Below are 16,875 nucleotides of genomic sequence, written 5' to 3'. Positions count from 1 at the left end.
CTCAGGCCGTCTCGAGCATGGCGGCGCGGTAATCCGCAATGATCCGCGCCGGCTCTCCGATCTCGCGCACGACGCCGTCTTCCAGCCAAAGCACGCGGTCGCACAGATTCTCGAGAAAGCTGAGATCGTGGGAGACCATGAGGATGGTCCCCGTCCTGCTGAAGCTCTCGATGAATTTCTCGCATTTCCGCTGGAAGATTTCATCGCCGACCGACAGCGCCTCATCGACGATGAGCACGTCGGCGTCGGCATGGGCGCAGATGGCGAAGGCGACGCGTGCGATCATGCCCATGGAATAGGTGCGCATCGGCTGCTCAAAGAACGTCCCGATATCGGCGAAGGCGGCGATGGCCTCGATCCGCGCGTCGACTTCCTTGCGCGACAGGCCGAGAATCGCGGCGCCAATGCGGGCGTTCTCCCGCCCTGTCAGCAGACCGTCGAAGCCGGAGCCGAGCGCGAGAATAGGCGCGATGCGACCCTTGACCTCGAACTCGCCTTTCGTGGGCATGGTGATGCCGCACAGAATCTGCAACAGGGTGGTCTTGCCCGCGCCGTTGCGCCCGACGATGCCGACCCGCTCGCCCTTGGCTACGGTGAAGTTCACATCGTGGAGGACCCACTTCTCTCTGTAGAATTTCTTCCACAGTCCGAAGAGGACCTGCTTCAGCTGGTCGTTCTGATGCGCATAAAGCTGAAAGGCTTTTCCGATGCCCGTGCAGCGGATGGAGGGCTCAGATGACATCGACGATGACCGACTTGTAACGCATGAAGAACTTGTAGCCGCCGAGAAAGACCGCATAAGACGCGGCGACGACGATGAGGTAGCCGAGAAGGTTCGGCACTCGGCCGTCGAGCGCGACGGCCCGCATCATCTCGATGTAATCTCCGACAATATTGAGGCGCAGCCAGTAGGCCGTCGAGGGGGACATCTGCTCGATCTGCTCCAGCCGATAGAAGATCGGCGTTGCGAACATGAGCACGGGCACGATCGAGGCCATGATGTGGGCCACGTCGCGCGTGAAGGCGCCGAGCGCCATGAGGAACCAGACGACGCCCAGAATGAACAGCGCAAACGGGACGACGAGCAGCGGCGTCAGCAGGATGGTCAGCGGCAGCGTCCCGGCGGCGACCAGCCGGAAACCGATATAGACGCCGAAGGCCACGCCTGCATAGGTGAAGGCGCGAATGGTCGCGGTCCAGGCGATGGTTTCACTGGGAAAGATCGACCGCTTGACGAAATTCACATGCTCATGGAGCAGGATCGGCGCGCGATAGGCGAGCTCGCTGAACAGGTTGAAGACAATGAGCCCGATGAAGATGCCGCTTGCATATTCCGTCACGCTCATGCCGGCGGACAGCTGGGGCACGGTGATGGAAAACAGCACCGTATAGGTCAGCAGCATGATGAGCGGCGAGAGCACAGCCCAGGCCGGGCCGAGCAGCGAGCCGCGAAAGCGCGAGATGAATTCGCGCCGCACGACGGCGCGGATCAGCTCCCGATGGCGCCAGGCCCGCTCGAAAGGGGCGGCATAGGCGGGCGGGATGGATGCGAGCAACGTGTCGTTGTCCTCTGGCTTTGGCGTGGCGGCGCGGGCCGCGCTGGCCTCGCATAGACCAGTTCGGGCGGCCGGCTGTCAATGGCGGGGCGCTGGCGGGGCTGCGACGCGTCCCCGCCCTACTCCACCGTAACGCTTTTCGCGAGATTTCGCGGCTGATCCACATCTTTGCCCATGAAGGTCGCGACGTGGTAGGCCAGAAGCTGCGCCGGCACGGCGTAAACGAGCGGCGCGAAGGGTCCGGCGACGGCTTCGGGCATTTCGACATAGCCAGCGAGCTCCGCCGCCGCCGCCTCGCGGGCGCGCGGCGAACCGATCAGGATGAGATGCCCGCCACGGGCGGCGACTTCCTGGAGGTTCGAAACCGTCTTTTCGAGGCTCGAATCCGGCGGCGCCAGGACGATCACCGGCATGGCGTAATCGATGAGCGCGATGGGGCCGTGTTTCAATTCGCCCGCCGCATAGCCCTCGGCGTGGATATAGGACAGCTCCTTGAGCTTGAGCGCGCCCTCGAGCGCCAGCGGGTAGGACGGGCCGCGCCCGAGATAAAGCACGCTCGAAGCGCGCGCCACGTCGCGGGCGACGGGCTCGATTTGCGCCTCCCGGTTCAGCGCATCGGCCATCTGGCCCGGCGCGGCGACGAGTTCGGCGACGAGCGCACGCTCCTCCTCCCTGGTCAGAACGCCGCGCGCCCGGCCCAGCGCCAGCGCGAGGCAGGCGAAGACGGCGAGCTGACAGGTGAACGCCTTGGTCGAGGCGACCCCGATCTCCGGCCCGGCGAGAGTCTTGGCCACCGTGTCGCTCTCGCGGGCGATGGTCGAGGTCTCGACATTCACGACGGAAAGAATGTGCTGCCCATGCTCCCGGGCGTAGCGCAGCGCTGCCAGCGTATCCGCGGTCTCGCCCGATTGCGAGACGACGATCATCAGGCCCTTCTCGGGAAGCGGCGGGTCGCGGTAGCGAAACTCGGAAGCAATGTCGATCTCGACCGAGAGGCAGGCGAAACGCTCCAGCCAGTAGCGGGCCACAAGGCCGGCGTAAAAAGCGGTGCCGCAGGCTGAAATCGTCACCCGCGAAAGAGATTTGGCGTCGAAATCCAGATCGAAGGGCAGGCGCACGACGCCCTCGGCGAGGTCGAGGTAATGAGCGAGCGTCCGGCCCACGACCTCGGGCTGCTCGTGGATTTCCTTGGCCATGAAGTGGCGGTAATTGCCCTTGTCGACAAGGAAAGAGCCCGGCGTCAGCGGCAGGCGGCGACGTTCGACGGGCCTGTCGGCGGCGTCGAAAAACTGCGTCCCGTCGCGGCGCAGCGCCACCCAGTCGCCCTCTTCGAGATAGGCGATGGAGGTGGCGAAGGGGGCAAGCGCCAGAGCGTCCGATCCGAGATAGGCGCCCTCCTCGCTCCAGCCCACGGCGAGCGGCGAGCCGCGCCGTGCGCCGATCAGCAGATCGGGCCGGTCGTCGAAGAGAAAGGCCAGGGCGAAGGCGCCCTTGAGGCGCTTGAGCGCCGCCGCGACCGCTGCCTCGGGCGCGTCGCCCGCCGCCAGGCGCTCGGCGACAAGATGGGCGACCACCTCGGAATCGGTCTCGGAGGAAAACTTATGGCCCCGCCCCATCAACTCCTGGCGCAGCTCCCGAAAGTTTTCGATGATGCCGTTGTGAACGACCGCGACGCGGTCGGCGGCGTGGGGATGGGCGTTGTCCTCGGTCGGCTTGCCATGCGTCGCCCAGCGGGTATGGCCAATGCCGACGGCGCCCTGAAGCGGCGTGGCCGCGAGCTTTTCTTCGAGGTTCTTGAGCTTGCCGCTCGCCCTGAGGCGCGTGAGCGCGCCGCCGCGCTCGAGCGTGGCGACGCCCGCGGAATCATAGCCGCGATATTCGAGCCGCTTGAGCGCCTCGACGAGCTGCCCCGCGACCGGCCCCTTTCCCAGTATCCCGACAATTCCGCACATGGCAGCCTCCAAAAGAACCTGGCAAAAACTCGGCCAATGCGGCGGGGGGCGCAGGCCAGCGTGATCGAAAAGCAACAAGCCGCGCCCTTGCGGCTAAAATGCAGCAGCGCGGCTATTTTTTTGCTTTCCTGGCGGCCTGCGCGGCGCGGAACGACGCGGCCCAGCCGATTTTCTCCATCTGCCGCCCGCGCGCGACGGCGAGCGCGTCGGCGGCCACGTCCTTGGTCACGACCGAGCCCGAGCCGACATAGGCCCCCGCCCCGATCTTTACCGGCGCGACCAGCGCCGAGTTCGAACCGATGAAGGCGTTCTCGCCAATTTCGGTCCGGTATTTGAAGAAGCCGTCGTAATTGCAGGTGATCGTTCCGGCGCCGATGTTCGCGTTGGCGCCGACGTCGGCGTCGCCGATATAGGTCAGATGGTTGACCTTGGCCCCGGCCGCGACATTGGCGTTCTTGATTTCCACGAAATTGCCGACCTTCGCCCGTTCGGAAAGCGCCGCGCCGGGCCTGAGCCGCGCATAGGGGCCGATCGTCGCGCCCGCGCCGACACGCGCCCCTTCGAGATGGGAGAACGAATGGATCACCGTCCCGTCGGCGATCGAGACGCCCGGCCCGATGACCACATGCGGCTCGATCAGCACGTCGCGGCCGAGCGTCGTATCGAAGCTCAGAAAGACGGTCTCGGGCGCGATCATGGTGACGCCCGCGGCCATGGCGGCGCGGCGCAGGCGGGTCTGTGCGACGGCCTCGGCCTGAGCGAGCTGAATACGATCGTTGACGCCGAGCACTTCCGTCTCCTCGGCGAGGACGACCCGCGCCGGACGGCCGGCTTCCCGCGCGATCTCGATGACGTCGGTGAGATAATACTCGCCCTTCGCGTTGGCGGCGCCGATCCGGCCCAGCCAGCCCAGCGCGCTCCTGCCGTCGAGCGCCATGAGGCCGGCGTTGCTCAGGCGAATGGCGCGCTCGGCCTCGGTTGCGTCCTTCTCCTCGCGGATCGCGAGCAGGTCGCCCGACTCGTCCTGGATCAGCCGGCCATAGCCGAACGGATCCGCCGCCATGAAGCCCAACGCCGCGACGCCCGCGCCTTCGGCAAGGGCGCCGCGCAGGGCGAGGATAGTCGCGCCGGTGACGAGCGGCGTGTCGGCGAAGAGCACGACAAGGTCGTCGAACCCTTCCGCGATGGCCTCCCGCGCCGCAAGAACGGCATGGGCGGTGCCGAGCCGCTCGGTCTGCACATAGACCCGCGCCCCGGGGGCGAGCCGCAAGGCTTCGTCCCGGACGTCGTCCCGGCCCGGGCCGACGACGACGGCGACCGATTCGACGCCGGCCTCGGCGACGGCGGCGAGCACATGGGCGAGCATGGAGCGCCCCGCCACCTGGTGCAACACTTTCGGCCGGTCGGATTTCATGCGCGTGCCTTCGCCCGCGGCGAGGACGACGGCGAGCGCTTTGCGGGAGCTCGGCATTTTAGGCCTTTGGTTTTTAACGAGGCGCGGCGAAAGCGCGCGGCTGGCCGCCTGTTTGTTGCAGATTCGAACCGGAAAGGGCAAGCGCCGCCGCCGCGAGGCCGCAGGGGGAACAATGCTCTTTCGGTTCCCCGAATTTCTTTTATAGAGGAAAGACGCGTCAAAGCCGCGCTATCTACCCCGCTCCCGGTTGCTCAATGTTTGAACGAAGAGATCTATTGAAAGCGGCCCTCGGCGCCCTCGCCTCGGGCCTCGCGCCTTCTGTCGCGCAGGCGCAAGGGAAGGAGACGCCGTCCGCGCCGTCCGCGCCCTTTTCGCGCGAAGCAATCCTGGATCTGGCCCGCGCGCTCGCATCGAAGCCCTATGCGCCGCCGCCGAGCGACCTGCGCGAGCCTTTCGCCAGCCTCTCCTATGAGCAGCTCGTCGGGATCAAGACGCGGCCCGGCTCTGCTCTATGGACCGGCGAAAACAAAGGCTTCTCCATCGAGCCGCTGCACCGCGGCAATATTTTCACCACGGCGGTCGACCTCTTCGTCGTGGAGAACGGCGCGGCGACTCGGATCGCGTATGACCAGAACCGGTTCGACTACGGCGGGCTGAAGGTCCCCGAAAAGCTGCCCGATCTCGGCTATTCCGGCTTTCGCGTGCTGCGCGCCGAGCCCGGCGGCGGCGAAGCGGAGCTGGCGATCTTCCAGGGCGCGAGTTTCTACCGCGCCGTGGCGGCGGGGCAAAACCTCGGGGTCACCGCGCGCGGCCTCTCGATTCGCACCGCCGACCCGCGCGGCGAGGAATTCCCGGCCTTCCGCATGTTCTGGATCGAGAAGCCGACGCTCGGAGAAAACGCGCTCGTCATCCATGCGCTACTCGATTCGCCCAGCGTAGCCGGAATTTATCGTTTTACTGTCCGTCCGGGAGAGGCGACGCTGATCGACACGGAGCTGACGCTCTTTTCCCGCACGACGGTCGATCATTACGGCCTCGCGGGCTTTGCGGCGGCCTCGCTCCACACGCCGCTCGACTCGCGCCGGCGCAACGACGATCTGCGCCCCATGGCGGCGGCGATCAATGGCATCCAGATGCTCACCGGCGCGGGCGAATGGCTGTGGCGGCCGGTCTCCAATCGCGAGGAGCTGCAGTTCTCATCCTTCGTGGATCATAATCCCAAAGGATTCGGCGCGCTTCAGAGGAAACGCGACATCGCGGACTATCAGGACGACGACCAGCACTGGGAGCGGCGTCCCTCGCTCTGGATCGAGCCGCTCGGCGACTGGAGCGACGGCGCAATGCAGCTCGTGGAAATCCCCTCTGAGTCCGAGAACAATGAAAACATCGTCGCCTATTGGCGCCCGAAGACGCCCCTCGTCGGGGGCGGCGCGGCGACTTTCGCCTATCGTCAGTTCTGGTGCTGGGAGCCGCCGAGCCGGCCGCCCATGGCGGTGGCCATCGACGCCCGCGCCGGCCATGTCCCCGGCCTGAAGCGGCGCCGCTTTATTGTCGTTTTTTCGGGCGATGTTCTCGCAGATCCACAGAAAACCGCGCGACTTTCGGCCGCCTTGACCACATCTCCCGGATCGGCCACCAACGTCCGCACGTTCCTCAATCCGCAGGGAAAGACGTGCCGCGTTGTGTTCGACCTCGACGCGGCCGGCGAAAATTACTGCGAAATGCGACTCGTCCTGCGCGCGGATGAGGAGCCAATCAGCGAAACCTGGCTTTACAGATGGACTCCCTGACACTCGCGCCCGTCGACGCCGTTCCGCCGGCGCAAAGCTATGTCGATCCCGTGGCCGCCCCGCCGACGCCGGTCGAGCAGCGTCTCTCGATGCCGGCGCAAAATCTCTTCAAGTTCGACAGCCGGCAGGTTCGCAAGAGGCTTGCTCCTCAGTTGTGGGAGACGCCCTGGCTCGCGCGCCTCGTGACGTTCGGCGGCGGCCTTGCGCTCACCGTCTACGGCGGCTGGCAGATGTACAAGGTCATCGACGTGGGCGGCGTCACGACCCTGAAATGGGCGCTGCTGACGCTCTTCGTTCTCAACTTCTCCTGGATTGCGCTCAGCTTCGCGAGCGCCGTCGTCGGCTTCGGGGCGCTTCTGTCCAGACGGCCCGCGCCCGGCCTTCCGGCGACGCTTTCGCAAAAAACCGCCGTCGTCATGCCAATCTACAATGAGGCGCCGAGCCGCGTCTTCGCGGCGCTTCAGACGATTTACGAGGACGTGCAGGCGACGGGCCTCGGCGACCATTTCGACTGGTTTTTCCTCTCCGACACGACGAATCCCGACGTATGGATCGCGGAAGAGCGGGCCTTCATCGGCATTCGCCGTCGTCTCGGGCCCAAGGCGCGCATTTTCTACCGCCGGCGCGAGAAGAACGTCGGCCGAAAGGCCGGCAATATCGAAGACTTCGTCTCGCGCTGGGGGGGCGCCTATGCGCAAATGGTGGTGCTCGACGCCGACAGCCTGATGACCGGGCCAACCATCGTCCGCCTCGCCGCGGCGATGGAGGCGGACCCCGATTCCGGCATCATCCAGACGCTGCCGCTCATCATCAACCGCAACACGCTCTTCGCCCGCGTGCAGCAGTTCGCAGCGCGCATCTATGGGCCGGTGATCGCCGTGGGCCTCTCCTGCTGGATGGGTCGCGACGGCAATTACTGGGGCCACAACGCCATCATCCGCACAGAGGCCTTCGCCCGCCACTGCGGCCTCCCGGACCTGCGCGGCCGGCCGCCGTTTGGCGGCCATATTCTCTCGCACGACTTCGTCGAGGCGGCGCTGATCCGCCGCGCGGGCTATGCGGTTTACATGATGCCGACGCTCGGCGGCTCCTATGAGGAAAGCCCGCCCTCGCTCATCGACCTCTCGATCCGCGACCGGCGCTGGTGCCAGGGCAATCTCCAGCATTCGCGCGTCCTCTTCGCGCGCGGCCTGAGCTGGGCCTCGCGCCAGCACTTTCTCACCGGCATCTTCGGCTATCTCACCTCGCCGCTGTGGCTGCTTCAGCTCCTCGTCGGCATCGTGATCGTCTTCCAGGCGAGCTATTTCAAGCCGGAGTATTTCACGAGCGAATTCGCGCTCTTCCCGACCTTCCCGCGCTTCGACGCCGAACGTTCTCTCGAGCTCTTCGCCCTCACCATGGGCATTCTGCTCGCGCCCAAATTCTTCGGCCTGCTCGTCGCGATCTACGAGCCCGAGACGCGCCGGGGCTCGGGCGGCGTCATCATGCTGCTGATCTCGACCCTCTTCGAAATCGTACTCTCGGCGCTGCTTGCGCCAATCATGATGCTGATCCAGACCGGCCATGTCGTGCATATCGTCTTCGGCTTCGACACGGGCTGGGACCCGCAGCGGCGCGACGACGGCTCCGTGCCCTTCATCGACATCGTGCGCCGCCACCGCTCGCATGTGGCGCTCGGCGCGCTGAGCCTCGTCGCGGGCCTGATGATCTCGCCCTCGCTCGTCGCCTGGATGTCGCCGACGATCGCGGGCCTCATACTCGCCATTCCGATTTCCTGGCTCACCAGCCAGCGCTGGCTTGGCCTCGTCTTCCGCCGCGCCGGCGTGCTCGTCACCCCCGAAGAGACCACGACGCCGCCCATCGCCAAGCGCGGCAAGGCCCTTTCCAAGGCGCTGGCGCGCGTCGAGGACGATGAAACCAACGGCGTTCTCGCCATCCACGAAGATCCCGAACTGCGCGCGCTGCACGAAGCCTGGCTGCCGACGCGCAAGCCGCGCCAGCGCGGGGCCGTCACGGCGGACCGCGCCGTCGCCGAGGCCAAGATCGCCGACGCCGAAACCATCGAGGACGCCGTCGCCTGGCTCAATCGCGGCGAGCGTCTGGTGGCCCTCTCCGACCGCGCCATGATCGCCATGATCGCGCGCCTGCCGAGCAAGGCCGAAAAACAGGCGGCCAGCGCCAAGGCGGCGGAGTAACGCCCTTCTGGCTCTCCCTACTCGACGCGGGCGGGGAAGCCGAGGCAAAGCATCCTTCTGCGGAGCAGACGCGAACGCCCCACTCCCGCATCAGCGGGTAAGGGCCACGGAGGGGACAAAGCCGCAGTGACGCTCATCTACAAAATTGTCTCCACCCCCGAATGGCGCGCGGCGGAAGCGAGCGGCGTCTTCACTGGCGCGGCCATCGACCTCGCTGACGGCTACATCCATTTTTCCACCGCCGAACAGTCGGAAGAGACGGCCGCGAAGCATTTCGCCGGACAGGCCGATCTGCTGCTCGTCGCGGTGGCTGCCGAGAGGCTCGGCGACGCGCTGAAATGGGAGGTCTCGCGCGGCGGGGCGTTGTTCCCGCATCTTTACGCGCCTCTCTCCCTTTCCGCCGTGACGCGCGTCGCGCCGCTGCCGCTCAGAAGCGGGCGCCACGATTTCACGGGCCTGTTATGATCGACGCGTTCAGCCTCGCTTCGCCCCTGCTGCGACTTCTCGACGCTGAGGACGCGCATCGCGCGACGATCGCCGCCTTGAAGCTCCTTCCGACGCGCCGGCCCCCGACGGACGATCCGCGCCTCGCCGTCTCCGCCTTCGGGCTCGACTTCCCCAACCCCGTCGGCTTGGCGGCGGGCTTCGACAAGAATGCCGAGGTCGCCGGCCCTATGCTGGGTTTGGGCTTCGGCTTCGTCGAGGTGGGCACGCTGACGCCGCGCGCGCAGCCGGGAAATCCCCGGCCGAGGGCTTTCCGTCTCGTTCAGGATCGCGGCGTCATCAACCGCTACGGCTTCAACAATGAGGGCCATGCGCCGGCGCTGGCGCGCCTGTCGCTGGCGAGGCCCGACGGAATTCTCGGCGTCAACGTGGGCGCCAACAAGGACGCGGACGACCGCGTCGCCGATTATGTCGCGGGCGTCCGGACCTTTACGGAGGCGGCGAGCTATTTCACGATCAATGTGAGTTCGCCCAACACGCCGGGCCTGCGCGATTTGCAGGAGCCCGAGGCGCTCTCCGACCTTCTCGCGCGCGTCATCGAGGCGCGCGACGCCGCCGCGGTCCGGCGGCCAGTGCTGCTGAAGATTGCACCCGATCTTTCCCTGCCCCAGCTCGACGGCGTCGTGCGCGTGGCGCGGGAGCGGCGGATCGACGGAATGATCGTCTCCAACACCACCATTTCCCGCCCGGCGAGCCTCCGCGCGCCGGCGGCGCGGGAGGGCGGCGGACTCTCCGGCGCGCCGCTCTTTGCGCTCTCCACATACATGCTCGCGCAGACCGCTTTGCGCGTCGAGAGGCAGTTCCCGCTCATCGGCGCCGGCGGCGTCGAGAGCGCGGAGACGGCGCTCGCCAAGATCGAGGCGGGCGCGAGCCTCGTGCAGCTCTATTCGGCCCTCGTTTATGAGGGGCCGGCGCTTGTTTCGCGGATCAAATCGGGCCTTCTCGCCACGATCGAGAGAGAAAGAACCGCCCTATCGGCCCTCGTCGGCCGCAAGTCGCGGGAGATCGCGGCGGAACGGCCCTGAGCCGCGCTCGGGCGGCCGGCTTTCCTGCGGCGGCCCGCAATGCTATGCGCGCGCATCCCAAACACAAGAGGACGCACCATGAGCGATATTTGGCTGGCGACGGGCGAAGCGACGGTTCTCGCGGCGGACGGGCAATATACGGACGCGATGCCGGAAGTTCTGATCGGCAATGTGAAGGGGCCGGTCGGGCACGCCTTCGCCTCCATGACCGGACAGGTCGCGGGCCATCCGCGCATGTTCGTCATCCGCGACCTCAACCAGCAGGTCCGCCCGGCGACGATGATGACCACCAAGATGACGGTGAAGTCCGAAGCCTTTGTCGAGCTGCTCGGCGGCGTGGTGCAGGCGGCGACCGCCGACGCCATCGTCGATTGCGTCGCGGAAGGACTCATTCCGAAGGATCGGGCGAATGAGCTCTGCATGATCATCATGATCTGGCTCGACCCGCGCTGCGCCACGGACGAGAACCTCGACAGAAGGGATCTCTACCGCACGAATTACGAGGCGACGAAGCTCGCGATCTCCCGCGCGCTCAAGGGCGAGCCCACGGTCGATGAGCTCATCGCCAACCGCAAGACCATCTCTCACTACGCGCTGGAAGGCGTGTTCGACGAGTAAGACGGCGGCGCGGCGGCGTTCTTCGCGCCGCCGCCGCTTTCCGGCCGCCATAGGCCCCGCAGCGTCTGCCCCATACGGCGGGCTACGAGAATGACCCGAGAAACCCGGCCGCGTGGTCCGAACACGATACGCCCGCTGACACGGCTTTCCGCTTTCCACCTCGATTTGTAATCCTCGGCCCCGCGCATGAAGTCGAATTCACGCGCGCCCTCGTCGATCGCCGTCAGGATGGCATGGTTTATGACGAGAGCGCCGGGGCTGAAGCGCGAAAAAGCCGGATCGAATCCGCCGAGGTAGTAATAGGTCGTCCCTCGCAAATGAAAGCAGTACAGGGCCGCGATGCAGGAGCCGCCCGCCATCGCCCGATGGAGCCGAAGCCATCCGCGCTCCAGGAATTTTCCGGCGATTTCCTGGTGAAACAGGCGAGAACTTGACTGTGCGAAGGCGCCACGGTCGCCCTTCTTGTTCAGCCGCGCCGTATGGAGGCGGAAAAGATCATCCATCGCGGCGGGCAGATCCTCGGGCCGCGCCACGGTGGAGAAGGAGACGTCGCCACACTCATCCTTCAGCAGCGTGGCCCCCCGCTTGAGCGACCAACGCAGCTTTCGGGCCATGGCGCGTTCGAAGTCCTCGCGGGAAGCCGGCAAGCTCAACGCTGCGCAAGGCTGAAGCTCCGTCGAGACCGGGCCCAGCGGAGCCGATAGCCGCGACAACGCCTCCGGGCGCAACCCCCTCAGGTCGCAAAGGCGCCAACCGGGCCTGTCGTCGAGATGCGCGAGAAACGCGGCTGCGCATTCTTCCCGCCGGCGGCCGCCGACCATGTCGTGATAGTCGGAATCGGGAGCGCCCATCCATCTCAGCATATTGAACGGCCAGGAAACCCGCATAAGCGGCATGGCGGCGATGGGGATGTCGTCCTCATAGGCGACGAGAGCGAGAGGCTCCCCACGTCCGCGGCGGCGACGCCAAGCCGACAGCCATTCGTAACTGTCAAAGGGCGTCGCGTCGGGCGTGGCGTCGAACAGGTCGCGCCAGGTCGTCGCAAGAGCGGCAAAGGCCGCGTCTCCCGCAATCTCGGCGACTCGGATGGGCGAAGGGCTGGGCTGGTCCGTCATTGTTCGGCGCGGATTCCAAGTCTGAGCGGCAACTGGACCCGGAAGATGTCATCAGGAAGTTAAGTCAAGCCTAAGCTGTCTGGGCGCATCGGCTGCGCCTTCGAGCGCCGACAGGCTGAGCCCGAGCAGACGCACGCCCTTCGCGCTGGGAAAAAGCGGGGTGAGCAGCATCAGCGCGATTTCCAGGAACTCCGCCTGCCCGCCGATCGGCGCCGCGCCGGTTCGCGAGCGGGTGACCACACGGAAATCGGCATATTTCACCTTGAGGGTGACGGCGCGGCCGCGGATCCGATCCTTCTCGCAGGCGCGCCAGACCTTTTCGGCGATCGGCGCAAGCGCCGCCCGCGCCGCGGCGAGGTCGAGAATATCCTGCGAAAACGTGTTTTCCGCGCCGATCGACTTGCGAATCCGGTTGGCGCGCACAGGCCGAGCGTCGACGCCACGCGCAATCGAAAAATAATAAGCGCCCGCCTTGCCGAAATGCCGCTCCAGAAATTCGAGCGGCTGCGCCTTGAGGTCGGCGCCCGTCTCGATGCCGAGCCGGTTCATCTTCTCCCGCGTCGCGGGGCCGACGCCATGGAAGCGGCCGACCTCCAGCGTTTCTACGAAAGCCGGCCCCAACTGCGGCGTGATGACGAAAAGCCCGTCAGGCTTGCGGTAATCCGAGGCGATCTTGGCGAGGAATTTGTTGTAGGAGACGCCGGCGGATGCCGTGAGGCCTGTCTCTTCACGGATTTTGACTCGGATTTCTTCGGCGATCCGGGTCGCCGAGGCTATGCCCTTGAGGTTTTCGGTGACGTCGAGATAGGCCTCGTCGAGCGCGAGCGGCTCGATGACGGGCGTGAACTGCGCGAAAATCTCGCGAATTTGGAGAGAAATCTGGCGGTAAACGTCAAATCGCGGCCTCACGAAGATGAGGTCGGGGCATTTTCGCCGCGCCGTCACCGACGGCATCGCAGACCGCACGCCAAACCGGCGCGCCTCGTAACTCGCCGCCGCCACAACGCCCCGCTCCCGCGCGCCCCCGACCGCGACAGGCTTGCCGCGCAACTGCGGGTCGTCACGCTGCTCGACGGAGGCGTAGAAGGCGTCCATGTCGATATGAATGATTTTACGCGGCGCGGAGGGGCCGGCCGAGCAATGTGTTTTTTTATCCTCCATGTGCGAGTCCCCCTCGCCGGAACTCAATGAAGGGCCGACCGAGCGTCAGAGCTCGTGGCCGGCCCATGCAAGGAAGCGTCTCGATGGAAATTACTACAGCCCCGGCGAGCCAGGATGAAGTCATGTCGTGGCGGCAGATCGTCGCCTCGGCGATTGTGTGCGCCCTGCTGCTCGGCGCAGGCGTTTATGTCCTCTCCGACTATCTGCACGCCCTCGTCTGGGCGCTCATCTTCGGGACGGCGCTCTGGCCGCTGCATCAGCGATTGAGGGGCCGCGCGCATGTCTCCGCCGAAATGACGGCCTTGCTGTTGACCGCGCTCGTTGGGGCGATCGTGATCGCCCCGATTGTAACGCTTGCGGTAGACGCGCTTGTGGAGCTGCGCCAGCTCATCGATTATGCGCGGGCGGCGGGAGATGCAGGGCTTCCGGTTCCGCAGGAGGTTGCGCGCCTGCCCTATGCCGGCCCCTGGCTCACCCAATGGTGGGCCGGCCACCTCTCCCACGCCGGCTGGGCGAAAGAGCTCTTGCATCAGCTCAACACAGCCTCGGCGCGGGAGCTCGGCGCCGTGGTCGGCGCCAACGCCATTCGCCGCACGATGCTCTTCATCGTCTCGCTGCTGGCGCTGTTCTTTCTCCTCCTCTACGGCGAAACCTTCATTGCGCAGTCGCGAGCGGCCTCCCGCAAGCTGTTTGGCGCCCGCGGCGAAACCCTCGCCACGCAAGTTATCGCCTCGGTGCGCGGCACGCTCAACGGCCTCGTCCTCGTCGCGCTGGGCGAAGGCCTCGTCATGACCGTCAGCTATATTCTCACGCGCACCCCGCACCCGATCCTGCTCGGCATACTGACCGTCATCGCCGCCATGATCCCCTTTGCGGCGGCGGTCGCCATTGGCGTGGCGGCGATTGTGGCGGCCGTGAGCGTCGGCGCGACGGCGGCGCTGATCATAATCGTCACGGGCGTAGTCGTCGTCTTTGTGGCGGACCATTTCATCCGTCCGGCTTTGATCGGGAGCCAGACGCAATTGCCTTTCATCTGGGTGCTGCTCGGCATCCTGGGAGGCGTCGAAACCTTTCAGCTTTTAGGCCTTTTCGTCGGACCGGCGATCATGGCGGCGCTGGTGTCGCTGTGGCGCGACCTCGCCGCCACGCCGCCCGTCGCGGGCGGGGTGCACGACAAAATAGGCGGCTGAACCGGCCCGAGACAGCGGCGAGGGGCGACGGCCGCCCCATAATTGGACAGGGGGAGCGAAAGGAGCGCGCCGATGATCCCATCTCTCTCGTCCGGCCTTTCCAAGGTCATCAAGGCGCATCGTGCGGCGTTCGAGAAGTTCGAGGCGACGCACGAAGACGACGACGCCTTCCTGAGCGCCAGCCGCGAAGAAGATCTCGCACGCTATGACGTCGCCATGCGCCCCTGCGGGAGCGACGCCGAGTTCATCGAAAAACTGCGCTATCTTATGGCCACCGAACGCTGCCTGTGGGGCGAGCCGGAATTCCTGACGGAATTCGGGTCTGTCGTGATCGCCGTGCGGGAGCACCTCGAACGGATCGAAAACTGACAGAGAGGGCGCGGTTCTGCTTCCGAGGCGCAGTTTGGCGTCCGAACGAGTAGGCTGCGCGACAAGGGAGGCGCAAGCGATGCGGCAAGTCTCACTGGGCGCCTTGTGCGCCGTCTCACTCGCGTCGCTCGCGCTGGCTTCGTCGATGCGAACGCCCACCCTGGCGCAAGGGGCCGGACCGGCGGCCTGTCCCGGCGGCGATACTGGCGTCAAGCTCCCGCGCGGCTTTTGCGCAACGATCTTCGCCGATAACATGGGCCACGCGCGGCACATGGCGGTCGCGCCGAACGGCGTCGTCTATGTCAACACCTGGAGCGGCAGATACTATGGTCGCTCCCGCCCGCCCGCCGGCGGCTTCCTCGTCGCCTTGCGGGACGCCGACGGCGACGGCCGCGCCGAGATCGTGAAACGCTTCGGCGAGACCCCTGCCGCCGGCGGCTCCGGCGGCACGGGCGTCGCGTTGTTCGACGGCGCGCTCTATGCCGAAGAAGGCGACAGGATCCTGCGTTACGCCCTTTCGCCGGGCGACATCGTTCCTTCCGAAAAACCGCAAACCGTCATCTCCGGTCTGCCGCTGACGGGCGACCATCCGATGCATCCCTTCGCCATCGACGAACGGGGCAATCTCTATCTCGACTCCGGCTCCGCGACCAACGCCTGTCAGGCGCAGAACCGGATACCCGAATCGCCTGGCCTCGTTCCCTGCCGCGAACTCGAGACGCGCGCCGGAATCTGGCGCTACGACGCGCGCAAAACCGACCAGAAATTCTCGGCCCGCGAACGCTACGCGACGGGCAACCGAAATGGCGAAGGCATCGCCATCGATGGCGACCACATCTACGTCACACAGCACGGCCGCGACCAGTTGTCGGAGAACTGGCCGAAGCTCTACACGCCCGAACAGGGCCGCGACCTGCCCGCCGAGGAAGTCGTCGAGCTGAAGGACGGCGCCGATTACGGCTGGCCGGAATGTTATTATGACGGGGTGCAGCACAAGCTCGTTCTTGCGCCGGAGTATGGGGGCGACGGCGGCGGCGCCGTCGGAGTCTGCGCCGAAAAACGGGGTCCGATCGCCGCTTTCCCAGCCCATTGGGCGCCCAACGATCTCGCTCTTTATCGCGGCCGGCAGTTCCCGGCCGCCTATGACGGCGGCTTCTTCGTCGCCTTTCACGGTTCGTGGAACCGCGCGCCCTTCCCGCAAGGCGGCTACAATGTCGTGTTCCAGCCGATGGCCGGCGGCAAGCCCAAGGGCGATTATGTCGTCTTCGCAGACGGCTTCGCCGGCAAGAGCAAGGATCCCGGCGGCGCCGCGCACCGGCCTTCCGGCCTAGCCGTCGGCCCAGACGGCGCGCTCTATGTCTCCGACGACGTGGGCGGGCGCATTTGGCGGATCACATTCCATGGCGATGTCGCGACGACGGGCGTCGAGTCGGCGCCTGCGGCTTACGCGCAAAGCGCCGGAGCGGACGCGGGGCCGCCGGAGGGAACGAATCCGCAGGCAGGCGTGGAAGAAGGCCGCAAGCTCCCGACGCCGCAAGGCGCGAGCGACGCCGAGGTGGCGCGGGGCGAGCGCATCTTCAATGGCCAGGAGGCCGGCGGCAATTGCTCGGGCTGCCACGGCGCCAATGGCAAGGGGTCCCCGCTTGGGCCCGATCTCACGCGCGACAAATGGCTGTGGGCGGATGGCAGCCTCGCGTCGATCCGCAGCGTCATCGCAAAGGGCGTGAGCCAGCCGAAAGACTTCCGAAGCCCGATGCCGCCCAGGGGAGGCGCGGATTTGAGCGACGCCGATGTCTCGGCGGTGGCGGCCTATGTGTGGTCGATCAGCCGGCGACCGGGGCGATGACGCGGCCTGCCATTATTTTGCTTCAATGCTTCGCCAGCCTCATCCTCAAGCCAGCAGCAATGCCGGCGCGAGAGGCGCCCCGACCGTGGATGTAACGGCGGGGCGTTTTTCTTTGCGCGCAGGCCCCCGACGTCCTCCGG

14 protein-coding genes are annotated in these 16,875 nt (G+C 66.3%); 8 read left to right on the top strand and 6 right to left on the bottom strand.

Going from position 1 to position 16,875, the window contains the following annotated elements; translation table 11 throughout:
• Nucleotide 1: 1 nt before the first annotated feature.
• The 4 genes from WOC76_RS08280 to glmU all read right to left on the bottom strand — a co-directional run bounded on the left by WOC76_RS08280 (nt 2) and on the right by glmU (nt 4,979).
• Nucleotides 2–742 (bottom strand): ABC transporter ATP-binding protein, encoded by a 741-nt coding sequence (locus tag WOC76_RS08280; protein ID WP_341107669.1) that lies wholly within the window; start codon nt 740–742, stop codon nt 2–4.
• A complete protein-coding gene (locus tag WOC76_RS08275; RefSeq protein ID WP_341107671.1) occupies nt 732–1,556 on the bottom strand; it encodes an ABC transporter permease in 825 nt (274 codons plus the stop codon). The genes WOC76_RS08280 and WOC76_RS08275 overlap by 11 nt, the downstream gene beginning before the upstream one ends.
• Nucleotides 1,557–1,675: 119 nt before the next feature.
• Nucleotides 1,676–3,508 carry a glutamine--fructose-6-phosphate transaminase (isomerizing) gene (gene glmS, locus WOC76_RS08270; protein WP_341107673.1) on the bottom strand — a complete coding sequence of 611 codons (1,833 nt, stop codon included), beginning with the start codon at nt 3,506–3,508 and terminating at the stop codon, nt 1,676–1,678.
• A 112-nt stretch (nt 3,509–3,620) separates the two neighbouring features.
• A complete protein-coding gene (gene glmU, locus WOC76_RS08265; RefSeq protein WP_341107674.1) occupies nt 3,621–4,979 on the bottom strand; it encodes a bifunctional UDP-N-acetylglucosamine diphosphorylase/glucosamine-1-phosphate N-acetyltransferase GlmU in 1,359 nt (452 codons plus the stop codon).
• Nucleotides 4,980–5,176: 197 nt separating this feature from the next.
• Between glmU and WOC76_RS08260 the strand changes: the two genes are divergently transcribed.
• The 5 genes from WOC76_RS08260 (at nt 5,177) to fae (ending at nt 11,054) form a co-directional block, all read left to right on the top strand.
• Complete coding sequence (locus WOC76_RS08260; protein ID WP_341107675.1) at nt 5,177–6,712, top strand: glucan biosynthesis protein; 1,536 nt, start codon at nt 5,177–5,179, stop codon at nt 6,710–6,712.
• Entirely contained in the window at nt 6,700–8,907 is a 2,208-nt protein-coding gene (gene mdoH, locus WOC76_RS08255; protein ID WP_341431367.1) for a glucans biosynthesis glucosyltransferase MdoH, read from the top strand. Before WOC76_RS08260 ends, mdoH begins: the two co-directional genes overlap by 13 nt.
• A gap of 126 nt (nt 8,908–9,033) precedes the next feature.
• Entirely contained in the window at nt 9,034–9,372 is a 339-nt protein-coding gene (locus tag WOC76_RS08250; RefSeq protein WP_341107677.1) for a DUF952 domain-containing protein, read from the top strand.
• Nucleotides 9,369–10,436: a quinone-dependent dihydroorotate dehydrogenase gene (locus WOC76_RS08245; protein WP_341107679.1), complete on the top strand. Its 1,068-nt coding sequence runs from the start codon at nt 9,369–9,371 to the stop codon at nt 10,434–10,436. Before WOC76_RS08250 ends, WOC76_RS08245 begins: the two co-directional genes overlap by 4 nt.
• 78 nt (nt 10,437–10,514) lie before the next feature.
• Complete coding sequence (gene fae, locus WOC76_RS08240; protein ID WP_341107681.1) at nt 10,515–11,054, top strand: formaldehyde-activating enzyme; 540 nt, start codon at nt 10,515–10,517, stop codon at nt 11,052–11,054.
• Here the strand turns inward: fae and WOC76_RS08235 are convergent.
• Both WOC76_RS08235 and dinB read right to left on the bottom strand, forming a co-directional pair.
• Entirely contained in the window at nt 11,024–12,169 is a 1,146-nt protein-coding gene (locus WOC76_RS08235; protein WP_341107683.1) for a GNAT family N-acetyltransferase, read from the bottom strand. The genes fae and WOC76_RS08235 overlap by 31 nt on opposite strands.
• Before the next feature lie 51 nt (nt 12,170–12,220).
• Nucleotides 12,221–13,330, bottom strand: a complete 1,110-nt coding sequence (dinB, locus tag WOC76_RS08230) for a DNA polymerase IV (protein ID WP_341107685.1) — start codon at nt 13,328–13,330, stop codon at nt 12,221–12,223.
• Nucleotides 13,331–13,413: 83 nt separating this feature from the next.
• Between dinB and WOC76_RS08225 the strand changes: the two genes are divergently transcribed.
• From WOC76_RS08225 to WOC76_RS08215, 3 genes are all read left to right on the top strand, one after another.
• Entirely contained in the window at nt 13,414–14,520 is a 1,107-nt protein-coding gene (locus WOC76_RS08225; protein ID WP_341107687.1) for an AI-2E family transporter, read from the top strand.
• A 72-nt stretch (nt 14,521–14,592) separates the two neighbouring features.
• Nucleotides 14,593–14,889 (top strand): hypothetical protein, encoded by a 297-nt coding sequence (locus WOC76_RS08220; protein ID WP_341107689.1) that lies wholly within the window; start codon nt 14,593–14,595, stop codon nt 14,887–14,889.
• A gap of 79 nt (nt 14,890–14,968) precedes the next feature.
• Entirely contained in the window at nt 14,969–16,735 is a 1,767-nt protein-coding gene (locus tag WOC76_RS08215; RefSeq protein ID WP_341107690.1) for a c-type cytochrome, read from the top strand.
• The last annotated feature ends 140 nt before the right edge of the window (nt 16,736–16,875 follow it).

Source organism: Methylocystis sp. IM3, assembly GCF_038070105.1.
GTDB lineage: Bacteria > Pseudomonadota > Alphaproteobacteria > Rhizobiales > Beijerinckiaceae > Methylocystis.
Note: the sequence above shows the minus strand (reverse complement) of the source record. Positions and strands in the feature narration are given on the sequence as shown.

What these genes read in the sequence shown, in the direction of transcription:
- WOC76_RS08280 (WP_341107669.1), bottom strand. Translation starts at nt 742, where the DNA reads ATGTCATCTGAGCCCTCCATCCGCTGCACGGGCATCGGAAAAGCCTTT.
- glmS (WP_341107673.1), bottom strand. Translation starts at nt 3,508, where the DNA reads ATGTGCGGAATTGTCGGGATACTGGGAAAGGGGCCGGTCGCGGGGCAG.
- glmU (WP_341107674.1), bottom strand. Translation starts at nt 4,979, where the DNA reads ATGCCGAGCTCCCGCAAAGCGCTCGCCGTCGTCCTCGCCGCGGGCGAA.
- WOC76_RS08260 (WP_341107675.1), top strand. Translation starts at nt 5,177, where the DNA reads ATGTTTGAACGAAGAGATCTATTGAAAGCGGCCCTCGGCGCCCTCGCC.
- mdoH (WP_341431367.1), top strand. Translation starts at nt 6,700, where the DNA reads ATGGACTCCCTGACACTCGCGCCCGTCGACGCCGTTCCGCCGGCGCAA.
- WOC76_RS08245 (WP_341107679.1), top strand. Translation starts at nt 9,369, where the DNA reads ATGATCGACGCGTTCAGCCTCGCTTCGCCCCTGCTGCGACTTCTCGAC.
- fae (WP_341107681.1), top strand. Translation starts at nt 10,515, where the DNA reads ATGAGCGATATTTGGCTGGCGACGGGCGAAGCGACGGTTCTCGCGGCG.
- WOC76_RS08235 (WP_341107683.1), bottom strand. Translation starts at nt 12,169, where the DNA reads ATGACGGACCAGCCCAGCCCTTCGCCCATCCGAGTCGCCGAGATTGCG.
- dinB (WP_341107685.1), bottom strand. Translation starts at nt 13,330, where the DNA reads ATGGAGGATAAAAAAACACATTGCTCGGCCGGCCCCTCCGCGCCGCGT.
- WOC76_RS08225 (WP_341107687.1), top strand. Translation starts at nt 13,414, where the DNA reads ATGGAAATTACTACAGCCCCGGCGAGCCAGGATGAAGTCATGTCGTGG.
- WOC76_RS08220 (WP_341107689.1), top strand. Translation starts at nt 14,593, where the DNA reads ATGATCCCATCTCTCTCGTCCGGCCTTTCCAAGGTCATCAAGGCGCAT.
- WOC76_RS08215 (WP_341107690.1), top strand. Translation starts at nt 14,969, where the DNA reads ATGCGGCAAGTCTCACTGGGCGCCTTGTGCGCCGTCTCACTCGCGTCG.